The sequence below is a fragment of the Microvirga guangxiensis genome (assembly GCF_900102135.1).
Classification (GTDB): domain Bacteria; phylum Pseudomonadota; class Alphaproteobacteria; order Rhizobiales; family Beijerinckiaceae; genus Microvirga; species Microvirga guangxiensis.
In genome coordinates, this window is sequence record NZ_FMVJ01000004.1 from 1 (window position 1) to 16,900 (window position 16,900).

16 protein-coding genes are annotated in these 16,900 nt (G+C 61.2%); 9 read left to right on the top strand and 7 right to left on the bottom strand.

The window, feature by feature from the left end:
• The 4 genes from BLP10_RS06400 to BLP10_RS23485 form a co-directional block, all read left to right on the top strand.
• Nucleotides 1-599, top strand: a 599-nt coding sequence (locus tag BLP10_RS06400; protein WP_139165442.1) for a DNA translocase FtsK, incomplete at its 5' end; no start/stop codon positions are given.
• A gap of 97 nt (nucleotides 600-696) precedes the next feature.
• Nucleotides 697-1,629, top strand: coding sequence for an outer-membrane lipoprotein carrier protein LolA (locus tag BLP10_RS06405; protein WP_244510424.1), 933 nt, complete (start codon nucleotides 697-699; stop codon nucleotides 1,627-1,629).
• 83 nt (nucleotides 1,630-1,712) lie between these two features.
• The gene (xth, locus tag BLP10_RS06410; protein ID WP_091132171.1) at nucleotides 1,713-2,525 is read left to right on the top strand and encodes an exodeoxyribonuclease III; all 813 of its coding nucleotides are present in this window, start codon (nucleotides 1,713-1,715) and stop codon (nucleotides 2,523-2,525) included.
• Nucleotides 2,526-2,644: 119 nt separating this feature from the next.
• Nucleotides 2,645-4,726 carry a methyl-accepting chemotaxis protein gene (locus BLP10_RS23485; RefSeq protein WP_091132173.1) on the top strand — a complete coding sequence of 694 codons (2,082 nt, stop codon included), beginning with the start codon at nucleotides 2,645-2,647 and terminating at the stop codon, nucleotides 4,724-4,726.
• Nucleotides 4,727-4,792: 66 nt separating this feature from the next.
• Here the strand turns inward: BLP10_RS23485 and BLP10_RS23100 are convergent, their stop codons facing one another.
• The 3 genes from BLP10_RS23100 to BLP10_RS06430 all read right to left on the bottom strand — a co-directional run bounded on the left by BLP10_RS23100 (nucleotide 4,793) and on the right by BLP10_RS06430 (nucleotide 8,501).
• Nucleotides 4,793-7,156: a M10 family metallopeptidase C-terminal domain-containing protein gene (locus BLP10_RS23100; RefSeq protein ID WP_091132176.1), complete on the bottom strand. Its 2,364-nt coding sequence runs from the start codon at nucleotides 7,154-7,156 to the stop codon at nucleotides 4,793-4,795.
• A gap of 159 nt (nucleotides 7,157-7,315) precedes the next feature.
• A complete protein-coding gene (locus BLP10_RS06425; protein ID WP_091132180.1) occupies nucleotides 7,316-7,810 on the bottom strand; it encodes a cyclic nucleotide-binding domain-containing protein in 495 nt (164 codons plus the stop codon).
• 4 nt (nucleotides 7,811-7,814) lie between these two features.
• On the bottom strand, nucleotides 7,815-8,501 hold the full coding sequence (locus BLP10_RS06430; protein ID WP_091132184.1) for a response regulator transcription factor: 687 nt from the start codon (nucleotides 8,499-8,501) through the stop codon (nucleotides 7,815-7,817).
• Between the two features lie 214 nt (nucleotides 8,502-8,715).
• On the opposite strand from BLP10_RS06430, the gene BLP10_RS06435 reads away from it, so the two are divergent.
• Nucleotides 8,716-9,249 (top strand): L,D-transpeptidase family protein, encoded by a 534-nt coding sequence (locus BLP10_RS06435; RefSeq protein WP_091132187.1) that lies wholly within the window; start codon nucleotides 8,716-8,718, stop codon nucleotides 9,247-9,249.
• Nucleotides 9,250-9,413: 164 nt separating this feature from the next.
• Here the strand turns inward: BLP10_RS06435 and BLP10_RS06440 are convergent, their stop codons facing one another.
• Nucleotides 9,414-10,367, bottom strand: coding sequence for a DNA-methyltransferase (locus BLP10_RS06440; RefSeq protein ID WP_244510425.1), 954 nt, complete (start codon nucleotides 10,365-10,367; stop codon nucleotides 9,414-9,416).
• A gap of 165 nt (nucleotides 10,368-10,532) precedes the next feature.
• Here BLP10_RS06440 and BLP10_RS06445 point away from each other — a divergent pair, with 165 nt between their 5' ends.
• Nucleotides 10,533-10,730 (top strand): YqaE/Pmp3 family membrane protein, encoded by a 198-nt coding sequence (locus tag BLP10_RS06445; protein WP_091132191.1) that lies wholly within the window; start codon nucleotides 10,533-10,535, stop codon nucleotides 10,728-10,730.
• A gap of 79 nt (nucleotides 10,731-10,809) precedes the next feature.
• On the opposite strand, the gene BLP10_RS06450 is transcribed toward BLP10_RS06445, so the two are convergent.
• Both BLP10_RS06450 and BLP10_RS06455 read right to left on the bottom strand, forming a co-directional pair.
• A complete protein-coding gene (locus BLP10_RS06450) occupies nucleotides 10,810-11,028 on the bottom strand; it encodes a hypothetical protein (RefSeq protein WP_091132195.1) in 219 nt (72 codons plus the stop codon).
• 332 nt (nucleotides 11,029-11,360) lie between these two features.
• Nucleotides 11,361-12,041: a YggS family pyridoxal phosphate-dependent enzyme gene (locus BLP10_RS06455; RefSeq protein ID WP_091132198.1), complete on the bottom strand. Its 681-nt coding sequence runs from the start codon at nucleotides 12,039-12,041 to the stop codon at nucleotides 11,361-11,363.
• 126 nt (nucleotides 12,042-12,167) lie between these two features.
• Between BLP10_RS06455 and leuS the strand changes: the two genes are divergently transcribed.
• The 3 genes from leuS (at nucleotide 12,168) to holA (ending at nucleotide 16,427) form a co-directional block, all read left to right on the top strand.
• On the top strand, nucleotides 12,168-14,789 hold the full coding sequence (leuS, locus tag BLP10_RS06460) for a leucine--tRNA ligase (protein ID WP_091132202.1): 2,622 nt from the start codon (nucleotides 12,168-12,170) through the stop codon (nucleotides 14,787-14,789).
• Nucleotides 14,776-15,312 carry an LPS assembly lipoprotein LptE gene (lptE, locus tag BLP10_RS06465; RefSeq protein ID WP_091132205.1) on the top strand — a complete coding sequence of 179 codons (537 nt, stop codon included), beginning with the start codon at nucleotides 14,776-14,778 and terminating at the stop codon, nucleotides 15,310-15,312. The genes leuS and lptE overlap by 14 nt, the downstream gene beginning before the upstream one ends.
• Nucleotides 15,313-15,407: 95 nt before the next feature.
• Nucleotides 15,408-16,427 carry a DNA polymerase III subunit delta gene (gene holA / locus BLP10_RS06470; protein ID WP_091132208.1) on the top strand — a complete coding sequence of 340 codons (1,020 nt, stop codon included), beginning with the start codon at nucleotides 15,408-15,410 and terminating at the stop codon, nucleotides 16,425-16,427.
• A 41-nt stretch (nucleotides 16,428-16,468) separates the two neighbouring features.
• On the opposite strand, the gene BLP10_RS06475 is transcribed toward holA, so the two are convergent.
• Nucleotides 16,469-16,894, bottom strand: a complete 426-nt coding sequence (locus tag BLP10_RS06475) for an SMI1/KNR4 family protein (RefSeq protein ID WP_091132212.1) — start codon at nucleotides 16,892-16,894, stop codon at nucleotides 16,469-16,471.
• Between the last annotated feature and the right edge of the window lie 6 nt (nucleotides 16,895-16,900).

A 16,900-nucleotide genomic window follows, 5' to 3' on the forward strand; every position in this document is an offset into this window, starting at 1 on the left:
TCCAGCGTCTGGCGCAGATGGCCAGAGCTGCCGGCATCCATGTGATCCTGGCCACCCAGCGCCCGTCGGTGGACGTGATCACCGGCACGATCAAGGCGAACTTCCCGACCCGGATCTCGTTCCAGGTGACCTCGAAGATCGACAGCCGCACCATTCTCGGCGAGATGGGGGCGGAGCAGCTTCTGGGCCAGGGCGACATGCTGTACATGGCCGGGGGCGGGCGGATCACGCGCGTGCACGGGCCGTTCTGCTCGGACGAGGAGGTCGAGCACGTAGTGGCGCACCTGAAGCGTCAGGGCCGTCCGCAATATCTCGAGGCAGTGACCGCTGACGAGGAGGAGGCGGCGGCACCCGATGGGGCGGTGTTCGACGCGGGCGAGTTCGGGGCGCCGGGCGGCGACCTGTACGATCAGGCGGTGGCAGTGGTGCTGCGGGACAAGAAGGCGTCGACGAGCTACATCCAGCGGCGGCTGCAGATTGGCTACAACCGGGCAGCCTCGCTGATGGAGCGGATGGAGCAGGAGGGCATCGTCGGACCCGCAAACCACGCCGGTAAACGCGAAATCCTGCTCGAAAGCCCTCACGGAGGAGAAGATTAGCCTATAAGGAGGGAACCTTGACCGCGGCCCTGCGTCATCTTGAGCGCTGCCTTAAAGCACAGCTGCGGTCATATTGGTTCTTCAAAGGATGGTTTGAATGCGCCCAGTCAGCCTGATCGGTCTCGTGACCGTGGCGTCCGCTCTTGCGGGCCCGCTGACGGCGGCTGCCCAGACCCTGCCGATGGAGATGATCCTTCCGCCCAAGCGCCCGATTGCCGGAGGCTTCAAGGCCTCGCTCACGTCGCTCCCGACCTCGTTCTTCCACCAGCCGTCCGCGCCTGCGCGGGCTCCCGTGGAAGCACAGGCCGCCAGACCGATGACAAGGCCGGTGAATGCGGAGCAGATGCTGGCGGTCACCGCGCCATTGCCCCCTGCCCGCCCGGACTTCGACGAGGTCGTTCAGGCCGAGGATACGACACCGATCGACATTGCGCCCAAGCCCATCGTCACCGCCTCCATGGGTCCGGTAGCGCAGGGCCAGCCTCTGCCGAACAGCGCCATCGTGGAGCGCGCGAATTCCTATTTCACCAACCTCAACACCCTCGTGGCCGATTTCACGCAGGTGGGAGGCGACGGGCGGCGGATGGGCGGCACGCTCTATCTCCAGCGCCCCGGCAAGGTGCGCTTCGAATACGATCCTCCGGCCACCCTCGAAGTGATCGCCGATGGGCGTTCGGTTGCCGTGCGCGACCGCAAGCTCGCCACGCAGGACCTCTATTCGATCTCGCAGACTCCGCTGAAATTCCTGCTGCGCGAGCAGGTCAATCTCGGCCGGGACATCAAGGTCACCGGCGTCTCTGCCGAACCGAATGCGGTGCGCATCAATCTTGAGGATACGTCGACGCTCGGCGGCACCTCCCGGATCACCCTGTTCTTCGATCCCGATGTGCAGAATCTGAACCAGTGGCGGATCGTGGACGCGCAGGGCTTCCAGACGGTGGTCGTGCTGAATCAGGTCCAGAAGGGCCGCCGCATCGATCAGGATCTTTTCAGGATCCAGTACGAAGAGATCCGCGGCGACCATAAGTAGCCTCCATCGAATCGGTCAGCACCCTTCCATCCGGCCGGAATCTGTCGTAGCCCGGAGAGGACTGTCGAAGGGGCAACTTTTCCGTGAAACTCACCGTCTCCACCTGGAACATCAATTCCGTACGCCTGCGCATCGATCAGGTTGAGCGCTTCCTGAGCGAGCGGCGTCCCGACATCCTGTGCCTGCAGGAGACCAAGTGCCCGAACGACAAGCTGCCCCTGAAGGAACTGCAGGCCTTCGGCTATCCCTTCGTCGTTCATATAGGACAGAAGGGCTACAACGGCGTGGCGATCCTCTCGCGCTTCCCGTTCTCCGAAACGAGCGTGATGGAAATGTGCGGTCGCCAGGATGCGCGCCACATCGCGGTGACCCTCGGCCAGGCGAAAGCGGCGACCGGAATCACGATCCATAATTTCTACGTGCCCGCGGGCGGCGATATTCCTGATCCGGAGATCAACGAGAAATTCCGCCACAAGCTCGATTTCCTGGCCGAGATGCGCGCCTGGGGCGCGAAGATGAAGCCGACCTCCGGTCCCGCGATTCTCGTTGGCGATCTCAACGTCGCACCGCTGGAAAACGATGTGTGGAGCCACAAGCAGCTTCTCGACGTGGTGAGCCATACGCCGGTGGAGACGACAGCGCTGGAAGAACTGCGCCAGGAGGCTGGCTGGATCGACGCCATGCGCCACCTTCGTCCCGAGCCGGAGAAGATCTTTTCGTGGTGGAGCTACCGCTCTCCCGATTGGGCGGCCGCCAACAAGGGCCGCCGGCTCGACCACATCTGGGTTTCGGATGCGCTGAAAGGCGGTCTCCGCGCCATCGACGTCACCCGCGACACCCGCGGCTGGGAGCGTCCCTCCGACCATGCGCCGGTGACGATGGAGCTGGAGCTGTGAGCGCACCCGCCGCTCTTATCCTTTAATCCCCTCCGACATGCTGCCCCGCAAGCCAGACGCAAGCTCAGCTCTGTAGAACGCGAATAAATTCCGAAAAGCCATGTCTCGGGGGCAAGCGAATGGTTTTCAAACTGCGTTCCATCAAAACGCGCGTCCTGTTGCTGGCAGGCGTGGGCTTCATCGGTGCCTGCACGGTCCTGACTTTTGCAGGCGCACAGATTATGATGAGCAAGGGCCGAAGCGAGGCCGTCGTCACGGCGAGCACCCTTCTCAACCAATACAAGGGACTCGTGCAGTCGGAGATCGGCCGCGCGCTATCGGCCGCGACGGTGATGAAATCGACCATCGATGCCATCATTTACGATTACAAGGTGGATCGCGGCGAACTCGCGGAAATCCTCGCGCTTGCGGTCGAGAATCAGCCAAACCTCATCGGCATGTCGGTTGCTTTCGAGCCGGATGCCATGGACAGGCAGGACAAGAACTTCCTGGCCGATCCCTACTCGGACCCGAGCGGCCGCTTCGCCCCCTATTTCTATTGGACGAAGGACAAGAAGGTTGGGCTCGAACTCCTCGACCTGACCTACAAGCCCCAGGAGATCGAGAACTGGTATACGAAGCCCTTGCGCGACAACAAGAGCCAGTTCGTTCCGGCTTACACCTATAAGGTGAACGACGAAGAGGTTCTGCTGTCGACGTTGAGCGTCATTCTGCGCCGCGACAGCAAGCCTGTCGGCATCATTACGGCCGATACGAGCCTCGACTCAATTTCGCAGACCATCAGCGCTCTCAAGCCTTTCGATGCAGGAACCGTGAACCTTGTTGGCGCAGGCGGCTTGTGGGTCGCCAACCAGGATGCGCAGCTTCTCGGCAAGCCTGCCGATGACTCCGTGATCGCCGAACTGACGGAGAAGGCAAAAGCATCGTCGGAAGGCTATGCCGATACGATGATCAAGGATGCCGATGGCAACGACATCTATCGCGCTGTCGTTCCTGTCACCTTCCCGGGCATCGAAGAGCCGTGGCTCCTTTCCATTTCCGTTCCGGCCGATGCCATGATTTCCGGCGCCATCGACGCGCGTAATCTGATGCTGCTGACGGCAGCAGGCCTACTCGCTCTGGCGCTTCTCGGCGCATGGCTGGCGGCCCGTTCGCTCTCGACGCCGATCACACGCCTCACGAATACCATGAAGACGCTGGCTCAGGGCGACACCACCGTCAAGGTCACGGACATGGAGCGCGTCGACGAGATCGGTGCGATGGCCGGCGCGGTGCAGATCTTCAAGGATGCGCTGATTGCGAAGAAAGAGGCCGATGAGGCCGCCGCCGTCGAGGCGGACGCCAAGATGCGCCGCGCACAGATGCTCGATCAGCTCACGAAGCAGTTCGAGGCCAATGTTTCCGTGCTCACCGGCGGCCTTTCCACCGCCGCGACGCAGATGGAAACGACCGCGCAATCCATGACCGCCGTCGCCGATCAGACCACGAACCAGTCTGTCAGCGTCGCCTCCGCCGCCGAACAGACTTCTGCCAACGTGCAGACGGTGGCCGCCGCCACGGAAGAACTCTCGATTTCCATTCGCGAGATCGCGAGCCAGGTCGGCCAATCCTCACGCATCGCGGAGCAGGCCGTCGTGGATGCACAGCGCACCAACGAGACCGTTCAGACGCTCGCCTCATCGGCGGAGAAGATCGGCGACGTTGTGCAGCTCATCAACAACATCGCCTCGCAGACGAACCTGCTCGCGCTCAACGCCACCATCGAGGCTGCGCGCGCGGGAGAAGCCGGCAAGGGTTTCGCGGTCGTTGCAAGCGAGGTGAAGCACCTCGCCACGCAGACCTCGAAAGCCACCGAAGAAATCTCGTCGCAGATCGCCTCCGTGCAGCAGGCAACATCCGAAGCCGTCGAGGCCATTCAGGCCATTGCCCGCACGATCGGTGAAATGTCGCAGATCTCGGTTTCGATCTCGGCCGCCATGGAAGAACAAGGTGCAGCCACCGCTGAAATCTCGCGCAACGTGCAGGAGGCCGCACGCGGCACGGAAGTGGTGACCGGCAACATCAACGAAGTACGCCAGGGTGCGAGCGAAACCGGCATGGCAGCCGCCCAGGTCCTGACCTCAGCACAGGAACTTGCGCGCCACTCCGAGACGCTCACCCGCGAGGTCGGCTCGTTCCTGTCCGGCGTGAAGACGGCGTGAGAGCACGCTGACATCAACCAAGATGGAGGGCCGGGTTCCATCGAACCCGGCCCTCTGTGATTCCACTCAGACGACGAAGAAGTCGTTGTAGGCAATCTTCTTGTTCTTGCCGATATTGGCGAAAACCACCTGACCGCCAGCCTTGCTGCCGTTGGCGTCGTACCAGAGATCGCCGGTCTTCTTGTTGTAGCCGATGTAGTCGTTGCCGTCCTTCGCCTTCGCGTCGAGCACAAAAAAATCCTTCTTGAGCTTGCCGGCCTTCTTCAGCTTCTTGAAGATCATGTTCTCCAGATAGATCGTGTCGTCCTTGGCTTTCCAGTCGAGGATCTTGTCCTTGTTCGTCCTGGAGTTCGGCTTGGTATCGAACACGAAAATGTCCTTGCCCCTGCCACCCGCAAGCTGATCGTTGCCGAGGCCGCCATACAGCTTATCGTTGCCGTCGTTGCCGCGGATCGTGTCGCGTCCCGCACCGCCCATGAAGATGTCGCTGCCGGCAGAGCCGAAGATGTTTTCCGCGAACACATCGCCCACTTCGATGGTGAAGGCCTTGGTAAGGGACGTACCTTCCTTGTCCGTGGCCTTCACAACGATGGTATGGAATCGGGCCTGCTCATAATCGAGCAGGAGGCTGTCGGCGGTCACCAGCTTGGTGATCATCCTGCCCGTGTCATCCGCAACGGAGACGAGGCTGAAGCGCCCTCCGGCATTGTCGATAAGCTCGTAGGTGAATTGGGCTCCGAACTGATCGGCGGCAGAGAGTATGCCGACTTCTCCGCTGACAACTTCCGCAACCGATGTTCCGCTCAGCATGATGTTCGTCGGAGCACGGTTGGCGACTATGGTATCGACCTGAACGAATGTCTCTGACGGGATGGCGTGATCGGCGTCAGTGACTCCGATCGCAAAAGTGGTCACATGATGACTGCCTGCCTGAGACAGAGGACGATCAACGGAATCGAATTGTACCACGTCCATGAGGCTGGCAAGCGCGTCTGCTTTGCCCGTGAAAGTATAGATCTTCTTGCCGTTCTTCTCCTCGAAACCGGGCGTCTGGTGTCCGGCTGGAACGACGAGAGAGCCGTGGGAAGCATCGAATGAGATCGTGATCGTGAGAACATCATTCTCGGCATCGGCGAAGGTCAGTCCACCAAAGGGATTGACGAGAGGGCCGTTATCGATAGCCGGTGTGAGGACCTTAGCGGGATCGACGGCGACGGTAGGAGCGGTGTTGGCTGTGCTATTCCCTGTATCCACGATCTGTGCATAAACACCGCCGTCCGGGTCTCCATCAATCGTCAGTGGATTTTCCCAGGCGATGAGAAGATGGCCGTTTGCCAAAGCTGTGATGTCGGGCTTCTCATGGTAGGCCATATCAATTGAGCCGACCAGAAGGTCGCTGCTCGAGCGGCGCGTGCCATTGGCGTCGAAGACAGCGACATAGATCTCGGTACGTCCAGGGCTGGTACCGCTGGCCTCTGTGACATGCAGGTATGTAATTGCAAATCCGCCGTCGGACAAAGCAGTCGTCGTCGACAACATTTCGTTCTGACTGGTTACGGCATTCACGACAAATTCCGTGCCGATCCTGTCGCCGTTCGCCGCGAAAATCTGGGCTTTGACAGCAAGACCTGTGCCGTCACCTTCATCCGTCGTCCAAGTGACGACATGGTTACCGTCCTTCAAGGTTGCGGCAGATGCGTCGCCCTTCCGTCCAGGCCCCGTAGAGACAAGAAATTCCGGTATCTCCTCATTCCCGTTCGGGGAAAGGATGCGCGCTCGCAAAGTGAAAGCAACCGGATCGTCGACGCTGTTGCTGTAGTCGGTATAGAAGACGGCGTATCCGTTGCCCCAAGTAGAAACTGTCGATCCTCTTTGATCGTTAGCCGTCGTGGCGTTCGCGAGAATTTCGCCGCCAATGCGGTTGAGATCAGCCCCGTAGGCTTGGCACATGATATTGGTCGAGCCATCTGCCTCCACGGTTGTGTAGGAGACGACGAAGCCACCATTCGACAAGGCAGCGATCGAGGCGTCGAACTGCCAATCAGCAGTCGTCGCGTTCACGCGGAAATCATTGCCGACTGGTCCATTTGCACTGAATACCCGCGCTGTGATGTCCGTACCCTGGCCTTCGACATCAGGATCGTCGGTCCATGCGACGACGAAACGTCCGCCGGCGAGTGCTGTGACAACAGGACTGGTCTTAGATGCATTCGCGGTGCTAGGAGTGCTGTTAACGACGAACTCAGCACCTTTTGTCGAACCGTCGGCATTGAAGATCTGGCCGCGAATTTCGATGCCACCGGGCATGACTTTGTCATGCTGCCAGACCGCAACGAACGTTCCATCATCGAGAGCGGCTATGCTGACCAGCCTTTGGGAGAGAGTGGTCGTGGTGTTGAGGTGAATTCGGTCTCCTGCGAGAACAGACATGACCACTCCTTCGCTTATCCATTAATCAGCGAATTGTTATATCATTAAGTACCGCGGATAAAGGCTGTCTTCCGCCAATTACTCGCTCCACGGCTTGTTTTTACTGAAAACAGATCACCGTAATGTCGTTGGGGAACTCCATCCAGGCTAAACGGCCCTTTAGTCCTTCTCCAGCCCCTTCGCCGGAAGCTCCTCACCGTCAATCGCGATGAGTTGCTGACGCACCCGTTCCAGACCCTGGGTGAGGCGGGCGAGTTCTTCGGCCATGGCGTCTTGCATGGCGGCGGCGGCGGAGGGGAATTCTTCCAGCACGCGGCGCATGAGGCTGGGCGTCACGCGGATGACCGTGGAGGCTTCCAGGGCCGTGGCAGTAGCGGGCCGGGCAATCCGGGTGAAGAGCGCCGCCTGGCCAATCAGGGAACCGGGGCCTGCCGTGAAAGCGGCAGACGCGCCATCGTCGCTGGAATCGAGGGCAATCGCGCCTCGGCTCACGACATAACCGCCATCGGAGCGGTCACCCTTGCGGAACAGCACGTCGCCCTCGCGCAGGGAACGGGTCTCCGAGGCGAAGGCCACCAGACGCAGGGCATCCCGCTCCAGCAGATTGAACAGGGGAGCCTGAGAGAGGACCGCGATATCGTCGTCGAGAGCCATCGGCTTAAGGGATCAGCTTGTAGCCGCCCGGTTCTGTCACCAGGATGCGGGCGTTGGACGGATCGGCCTCGATCTTCTGGCGCAGCCGGTAGATATGCGTCTCCAGCGTGTGGGTGGTGACGTTGGAGTTATACCCCCACACCTCGGTGAGCAGGGTGTCGCGGCCCACGACCGCCTGTCCGGCGCGGTAGAGATACCGCAGGATCGCGGTTTCCTTTTCCGTCAGCTTGAGCTTCGAGCCCTTATCGTTGGTAAGGAGCTTCGAACCAGGGCGGAAAGTGTAGGGCCCGATCTGGAACACCGCGTCTTCGCTCGCCTCGTATTGGCGCAACTGCGCCCGGATGCGGGCGAGCAGCACGGCGAACTTGAAGGGTTTCACCACATAGTCGTTGGCGCCCGCCTCCAGGCCCATCACGGTATCGTTATCCGATCCCTGGCCCGTCAGCATGATGATGGGGCTGCGAAAGCCGTTCTGGCGCATGACCTTCACCGCCTCGCGCCCGTCCATGTCGGGCAGGCCCACATCCATGATGGCAAGGTCGATCCGGTCGCCCTTCACCGCCTCGATGGCGGCGCCCGCCGTGTCGACGACGGTCACCTGGAACTCCTCATGGAGGGCCAGCTGCTCGGACAGGGTGTCGCGCAGATCCTGATCGTCATCCACGACGAGGAGGCGGCTGGCATTCGACATCTCAAACCCTTCACACGATGAACAGCAAAAGCTAGGCATTTTCAGGGGCGGAACCGTTTTCCGTTCCCTGTCTCGAGGCGTGATCGTCAACTTGTCCGGCGGATTCCCATGAATTCAGCCGAAGACAGGTTTCACGCTTTCCGATCTCGCTCGTTGCATTAGAGTAGTCATTCCCAGCTTGACAACAAGGGGCAGGCCCTGCCCTTCCACGGTAATGAAGCGTACCCGCGTCCAAGTCATCCGCGTTCACCGCTCCCCGCTTGATCACCGAAAGGGGTGGTTAAAGGCCGGAAATCTTACTCTTCCCTGCGCCCTCGGGCGCTCGGGAACGGTTCGCGCCAAGCGCGAGGGCGATGGCGGCTCGCCCGTCGGGCGCTTTCGCCTGCTGCAGGCCTTTTACCGGGCGGATCACGGTCCCCGCCCGCGTACCGGCCTGAAGCTGAGGCCCATCCGGCCTTTGGACGGATGGTCGGACGATTCCAGCGACAGGCGCTACAACACCCTGGTTCCGCTCCCCTGCCCGACGAGCCACGAGAAGATGTGGCGCGAGGATCACCTCTACGATGTGGTGATCGACATCGACTGGAACCGGGGACCGATCAGAAAAGGCCGCGGCAGCGCCATCTTCCTCCATCTCGCCCGCCCCGGCTTTCTGCCCACGGAGGGCTGCGTGGCGGTGGAACCGCGCATGATCCGGCGCCTGTTGGAACGGATCGGGCCTCGGACGGTGATCGAGATCGTGGGTTAAACCACAATCCTGATCGCCACCCGATCTGGAGACGCTGCTAACCGCCTTGCTATGCTGGAGTGTCAGCAAGGTTGCCTGCTGGAGATAGCAGAGGCGAATTAGCCGTTCCCAAGACCCTCCACTTTCGGAGGTCAGTTCTCGGGCCAGCTTGAAGCGCACGGGCATCAGATGTTGCCGCTGATGCGCTTTCGCGCGATCTCCACATAAGACGCTTCCGCCTCAAATCCGATGAAGCGGCGGCTCAAAGCTTTCGCCGCGACCAATGTCGTGCCGCTGCCGCAGAAAGGATCGAGGACGATCTGGCCTTCCCGCGTGGTGAGCTCGATCAAGGCCTGCATCAGGCGAACGGGTTTCTGAGTCGGATGCAAACCGCCTTCTTTCGGCATGAAGCCGAGATCGAGCACATTGTCGGGATCGGACACGTATTTCAGAAATGCATCCTGGTTATACCCGCCGACACCCTGGACGAGTGCGTTGTCGGCGAGCGTCGCGCCGATCTTGTAGGGCTTTGTGAGCCACAGAACCGGCTCGAACGTAGGGCGCAGATTTCCAACGCGCCATCCATCCCAGGTTTGTGCGGCATCCGCGTTTCCGCGCCGTTCATAGACCGCGCTCAAGCGCTGTGCGCGATGAGGCGCGCGCTCCCGCATCCACGCAAGCATGTCCTTGTAGGAGAATCCCGAATCCTCCATGGCGGCGATGCAGCGATGAGCCAAACGACGTCCGGCGAAGACGAGCGCGGAGCCGCCTGGCTTCAACACGCGCAGCCATTCCGGCGCCCAGGTGAGGCACCATTCGTAGTATTCGCGCGGGATGGCGCGGTCGGCTTCCGACCAGCCATTGATGGGCTTGCCGCGTTTCTTGAACACCGCGCCCGCCTTCGCCTGTGCGGGACTTGAACCGAGATAGGCGGAATTGGTGTTGGTGTGCAGCACATCCCAATCCTCGGCCCCGATGCCGTAGGGAATGTCGCTCAGGATCAGATGCACGCTCTCGTCAGGCAGCGTCTTGATGAGTTCGATGGAATTGCCGGAAACCACATCGTCGAGCGGCAGCACGCATTCTTCGGCATGCGGGGCCGGAACGGCGCTACGGCGATGGGCGGTGTCGTGCCTCACGGAAATATGCTTCAAACCAAGGAAATTCTGCGACAGAAGATGCTCTTTCCCTGCCCTTGAAGCGCTCCCCCGTCAATCTCGTTCGGTTTTGGCGCAACCTCAGCTTTGCAACCCGGTTCGGGAATCCCCATCTCAAGCACAGTTGAAACAAAAGGCCTCTCCCTCATGCGTCTTCTGATCGCCTTGCTCCTGCCCTGGCTGACCTTCTTCACCATCGGACGGCCCTTCGCCGGGCTGATCTGCCTGATCCTGCAGGTGACCGTCATCGGCTGGCTTCCGGCGGCGATCTGGGCCGTCTATGCGCTGAGCCAGTTCAACACCGACCGCAAGATCGAAGCCGCCCTGCGCCGACAGGTGCGCTGATTTCCAGCCTAGACGATGGGAACAGTCCGGATGTCAGTGAGTGCAGAGATTGGCGTCCCTGGAGACGCCAATCCGCTTGTCACCGCCGGCTCATCAGCACGGTGGAGCTTTGGCCGTTCGTTCCCTGCCATATGTAGTCGGCTTGGCCATCCTTGCGTGCTTTCAATGTCACGGAAGCGCCTTCAGCATGTTTGATCGACACGCTCTGAGAGCCGACAGATGACCGGGCCAGCGGCTGGTCCTGACCATTTGATCGCCAGTACTGGACCTTCTTTCCCGAAATGGCGATCTCTGTCATCCGCCCATTGGCAGCGCGCCCGCTCCAAACGCCTGTCCAATCGATTGCCCATGCAGGCGATAGCGTCGATGCAAGGCCTGCTGCCAGTGCAACCGACCAAAGCCCCAGTTTCTTAGACCTCATATGCAGCCTTCCTTATCCGGCCGGAATGCAGAATGCTTCTACAGCCAAGCTTGGAGGATGCCGGATAAGCGAGCATCCTCTCAATCTGCTCAAAGGGATCAACTGCAGGCCTAGGGTTGGAAATTATGTATAGCGATCAGGCCGCCGCATTGGTGATGCGGCGGACATTGCCGGATCAGGTCACGCAAGCGATTTCGGTCAGGCGCGGCTCACACCGTCTTCGACCGCGCCCCGAAAATCGCGCTTCCCACCCGCACATGGGTTGCCCCGAGCTGGATCGCCTCGTCGAAATCGGCGCTCATGCCCATGGAGAGCACTTTCAGCCCATGACGCTTGGCGATGGTGTTGAGGAGCGCGAAATGCGGTGATGGCGGGTCTTCCGCCGGGGGAATGCACATAAGGCCTTCGATTTCGAGGCCATGCTTGGTGCGGCAGGTCTCGAGAAACGCGTCGACCTCGGTCGGGATCACCCCGCCCTTCTGGGGCTCCTCGCCAGTATTCACCTGAACCAGCAGGCGCGGCTTCTTCCCCTGCTTGGCGATCTCCTTGGCAAGCGCCTCGGCCAGGGACGGCCGGTCGAGGGTGTGAATCACGTCGAACAGCTCCACCGCCTCCTTGGCCTTGTTGGACTGGAGCGGGCCGATCATGTGGAGCTCGACATCGAAATAGCGCTGGCGCAGGCCCGGCCACTTGGCCTTTGCCTCCTGCACGTAGTTCTCACCGAAAACCCGCTGGCCCGCGGCCAGAACCGGCTCGATGGCCTCCACCGGGAAGGTCTTGGAAACGGCCACCAGGGTGATGCCGGAAGGCTCGCGCTCGTAGTCGGACGCGGCGCGGCGGATCGCCTCCCGCACCTCCTGCAGACCCTCGACGGGATTGTTCTCGCTCATGGGACCCTCTCAAAGCCGTCTTCGCACGCGCGAAACCGTTGACCGCGCGGGAGAGCTGTGTCCTAGTCCGCCGCAACCCGGCAGCGCAAGCTGCTTCGCTTATCAACGACGGATGTACTGAAGAAAATGAGGCCCGAGCGCTACAACGCCAAGGAAGCCGAGCTGAAATGGCGGAAGGTCTGGAACGATGGCAACCTGTTCAAGACCAACAACGACGACCCGCGTCCGAAATATTACGTGCTTGAGATGTTCCCCTATCCGTCGGGGCGCATCCATATGGGCCACGTCCGCAACTACACCATGGGCGACGTAGTAGCGCGCTACAAGCGGGCCAAGGGCTTCAACGTGCTCCATCCGATGGGTTGGGACGCCTTCGGCATGCCGGCGGAAAACGCCGCCATGCAGAACAAGGTCCACCCCAAGGAATGGACCTACGCCAACATCGCCACCATGCGCGCCCAGCTGCAGAGCATGGGCCTGTCCATCGACTGGAGCCGCGAGATCGCCACCTGCGATCCGAGCTATTACAAGCACCAGCAGCGCATGTTCCTCGACTTCCTCGAGAAGGGCCTGGTGGACCGCAAGACCGCAAAGGTGAACTGGGACCCGGTGGACCATACCGTGCTCGCCAACGAGCAGGTGATCGATGGCCGCGGTTGGCGCTCCGGCGCACTGGTGGAGCAGCGCGAGCTGACCCAGTGGTTCCTGAAGATCACCGATTACGCGCAGGATCTGGACGAGAGGCTCGACACCCTCGACCGATGGCCCGAGAAGGTGCGCCTGATGCAGCGCAACTGGATCGGCCGCTCGGAGGGTCTGCTGGTGCGCTTCGCCCTGAAGCCGGAGACCGCACCGAACGGCGAGACCGAGCTCGAGATCTACACGACGCGCCCCGACACCCTCTTCGGCGCGAAGTTCATGGCGGTTGCACCCGATCATCCGCTGGCGAAGGCCGCTGCCGCCAAGAATCCGGAGCTGGCTGCCTTCATCGAGGAAGCCAAGCGCGTAGGCACCGCGCAGGAAGCCATCGACAAGGCGGAAAAGCTCGGTTTCGACACGGGCGCGCGCGCTGTGCATCCGTTCGATCCGAACTGGACGATCCCGGTTTACGTCGCGAACTTCATCCTGATGGAATACGGCACCGGCGCGATCTTCGGCTGTCCGGCGCATGACCAGCGCGACCTGGATTTCGTGAACAAGTACGGCCTCGGCAATACCCCCGTCGTGTGTCCGCCGGATCAGGACGCAGCCTCCTTCGTGATCACGGACGAGGCCTATGACGGCGAAGGCCGGATGATCAATTCCCGCTTCCTCGACGGCATGACCATCGCGGAAGCCAAGGAAGAAGTGGCCAAGCGGCTTGAGGCCGAGATGCGCGACAACCGTCCCGTGGCCGAGCGCAAGGTGAATTTCCGTCTGCGTGACTGGGGCATCTCGCGCCAGCGCTACTGGGGCTGCCCGATCCCGATCATCCATTGCGACGATTGCGGCGTGGTGCCCGTGCCGAAGGACCAGCTGCCTGTGGTGCTGCCGGAGGACGTAACCTTCGACGTGCCGGGCAACCCGCTCGACCGTCATCCTACGTGGCGGCATGTGAACTGCCCGACATGCGGCAAGGCGGCCCGCCGCGAGACGGACACCATGGACACCTTCGTGGATTCGTCCTGGTACTTCGCCCGCTTCACCGACCCGACCCTCACCGACAAGCCGACGGATCGCGCCACGGTCGATTCCTGGCTGCCGGTCGATCAGTATATCGGCGGCATCGAGCACGCGATCCTACACCTGCTCTATTCGCGCTTCTTCACCCGCGCGATGAAGAAGACGGGCCATGCGGGTCTGGACGAGCCCTTCGCCGGCCTGTTCACGCAGGGCATGGTGGTCCACGAGACCTATAAGGACGCCAAGGGCGCCTGGGTGCTGCCTTCCGACGTGCGCTTCGAGGTGCAGGGCAGCAGCCGCAAGGCCTTCCATGTGGAGACCGGGGCTCCCATCGAGATCGGCTCCATCGAGAAGATGTCGAAGTCGAAGAAGAACACCGTCGATCCGGATGAGATCATTGCATCCTACGGCGCCGACACGGCCCGCTGGTTCATGCTCTCCGACTCGCCGCCCGAGCGCGATGTGATCTGGACCGAGGAAGGCGTTCAGGGCGCAGGCCGCTTCGTGCAGCGCGTGTGGCGCCTCATCGGAGAGATCGCCGAACGGCTGAATGGCGGCAGCACCGGTGCGTCCGAAGGCCCGATCGGGCTGGCCGTGCGCAAGGCTGCGCACAAAGCGCTGGCCGCTGTGGAAGACGATGTGGAGCGTCTGCGCTTCAATCGCTGCGTGGCGCATCTCTACGAACTCGCCAATTCTTTGCAGGATCTGGCGAACCAGGCAAAGACGTCCGACGAGCCCGGCCTCCCTTCCGCCTTCGCGGAAGCCGGCCGCATCTTCGTGCAGCTCCTGGCTCCCATGATGCCGCATCTGGCGGAGGAATGCTGGGAATCGCTTGGCCAGCCAGGCCTTGTGACCGACACGGCATGGCCGGTTCTCGATCGTTCCCTCCTGGTCGAAGATACGGTCACCCTGCCCGTTCAGGTCAACGGCAAGAAGCGCGCCGACGTTACTGTCGCCCGCGATGCGGATCAGGCCACGATCGAGGCGGCTGTGCTCTCGCTTGATGGCGTGCAAAAGGCTATGGAAGGGAAGCCTGCCCGCAAGATCATCGTCGTTCCCCAGAGGATCGTGAATGTCGTCGTTTAACCTCAAGCGCCTGGCCCACATTGCGATTGTGGCGAGCCTCTCCCTCGGCCTGACCGCCTGCTTCAAGCCGCTCTACGGCCCTACTGCCTCGGGCGAGTCGCTCCAAACGGTTCTGGCCGCCATCGATGTTCCCGAGGTCCCTTGGCCGGACAGCCAGGCGGTAATGGGCCATTATGTGCGCAGCGAGCTGATCTTCGCTTTGAATGGCTCAGGCTCCGACACGCCCAAGCGCTATGTGCTGAAGATCGCTCTGACCAAATCGCTTTCGACTCCCATCGTCGATACGGAGACGGGGCGCGCTAGCTCGGCGATCGTCACAGGGACGCTCGCCTACACACTGACCGATCTCAAGGGCACGACGATCATCACTCAAGGCTCGGCGACATCGTCCACGAGCTACGACCGGTATCAGCAGCGGTTTGCCACCGTGCGCGCCCAGCGCGATGCAGAGATCAGGCTCGCCAAGGTCCTGGTGGATCAGGTGAAAACCCGTTTGGCGGCAACGCTCTCCGCAGGCAGCTAAGGCATCTCCCGCAAAAGTGGATCCGGCTTTGCGAGAAAAATTGAGATTTTTCAGAGACTTAGAGCACTTTCCGTCCTCATGGGGAACGCTCTAGCATGGTTGCCGTCAAGGCCGGCGATGTGGACGGGGTGCTCCGGCGTCCCAACCCACAGATCAGCATTTACCTTTTTTACGGGCCTGACATAGGCCTCATCAACGAACGCGCCCGGGCAATCGCGGAGCGCTCGGTCGACGATCCTTCCGATCCATTCCAGCTCATCCGCATCGATGGCGACGACATCGCTTCCGATCCAGCGCGCCTGGCGGACGAGGCCGGTACCATGGGCCTGTTCGGAGGCAAACGCGCGATCTGGGTGAAATCCACCTCGCGCAACATCGCTCCGGCCGTCGATGCGGTTCTCAAAGGCGAGTTGACGGATACGGTGGTTGTCATCGAAGGCGGCGATCTCCAGAAATCCTCGCCCCTGAGAACCCTGTGCGAGCGCTCGCAAAAAGCGCTCGCCCTGCCCTGTTATGCCGATACAGGCCGCGATCTCGGCGCGGTCGTCGACGAAACGTTGAAAAACAACGGTTTCTCAATCACCCGCGACGCTCGCACAGCCCTGATCGCCAGCCTTGGCGGTGACCGTTTGGCGACCCGCGGGGAACTCTCCAAGCTCATGCTCTACGCGCATGGAAAACGCGAGATTGTCCTTGAGGATGTCGATGCGATCATGAGCGATGTGTCGAGCCTTGCCATGGATGCAGTGGTCGACGCCGCTTTCGGCGGAGAGGGCACGAATCTCGAAATTGGTTCACGGCGCTTGGCCGCCGAGGGAGTTCACGCCTCGGTTCTGCTGGGCGCGGCGCTCCGTCATGCCCTGATGCTGCTGACTACGCGCCTTACCGTCGAGGAAGGACGCCCCATCCCGACCGTGATGGAAACCATGCGCAGCCTGCATTTTCGCCGCAAGCCCTTGGTCGAGCGCCACCTTCAGCGCTGGACCAGCGAGACCTTGAAGCAGGCTATTGCCCTCATTCAGGCAAGCCTTCTCGACACCCGCCGCATGGCCAGTCTCGACGACACGATTGCCGCGAAAACACTGCTCGATCTCGCGCGCATGGCGCGGCGTTAACGCAGCAACTCACTCACGAGACTAGAATATCAACGGCTGTATCAGTTTGCGACGTTCAGGGAGAAACCCGACCAGCAAAAGACCTGTCCGTGATCGGCAGATCGAAGCGATAAGAAGATCGAAAGCCCGTCCGGGTCAGATCCAATTTCGAACATGTCAGGTGGTTTAGCCTTGCCCCACATTTCGCCATGCCAATAACGCTCGGCAATGGTCCAGTTATAGAACTGGCTGACAAACGTTGCATCCCCACCATGGGGAGATAGGTTCCGCGGAACGCCATGGCGGAAGTGAGACGGATAAACATACCCGCCGTTGAACGCGAGCATGAAGCGGCGATAGTCGTCCGGCAAGGATAAACCCGTCTCGCTCTCCCAGCGGGCGATATCCTGACTGGGGTTCTTTACAGAAGACCAACCAGGCTCGTTAGAGTACCAATGCTCCGGCAAAGGTACGATCAACCGTGGCATGGCTTT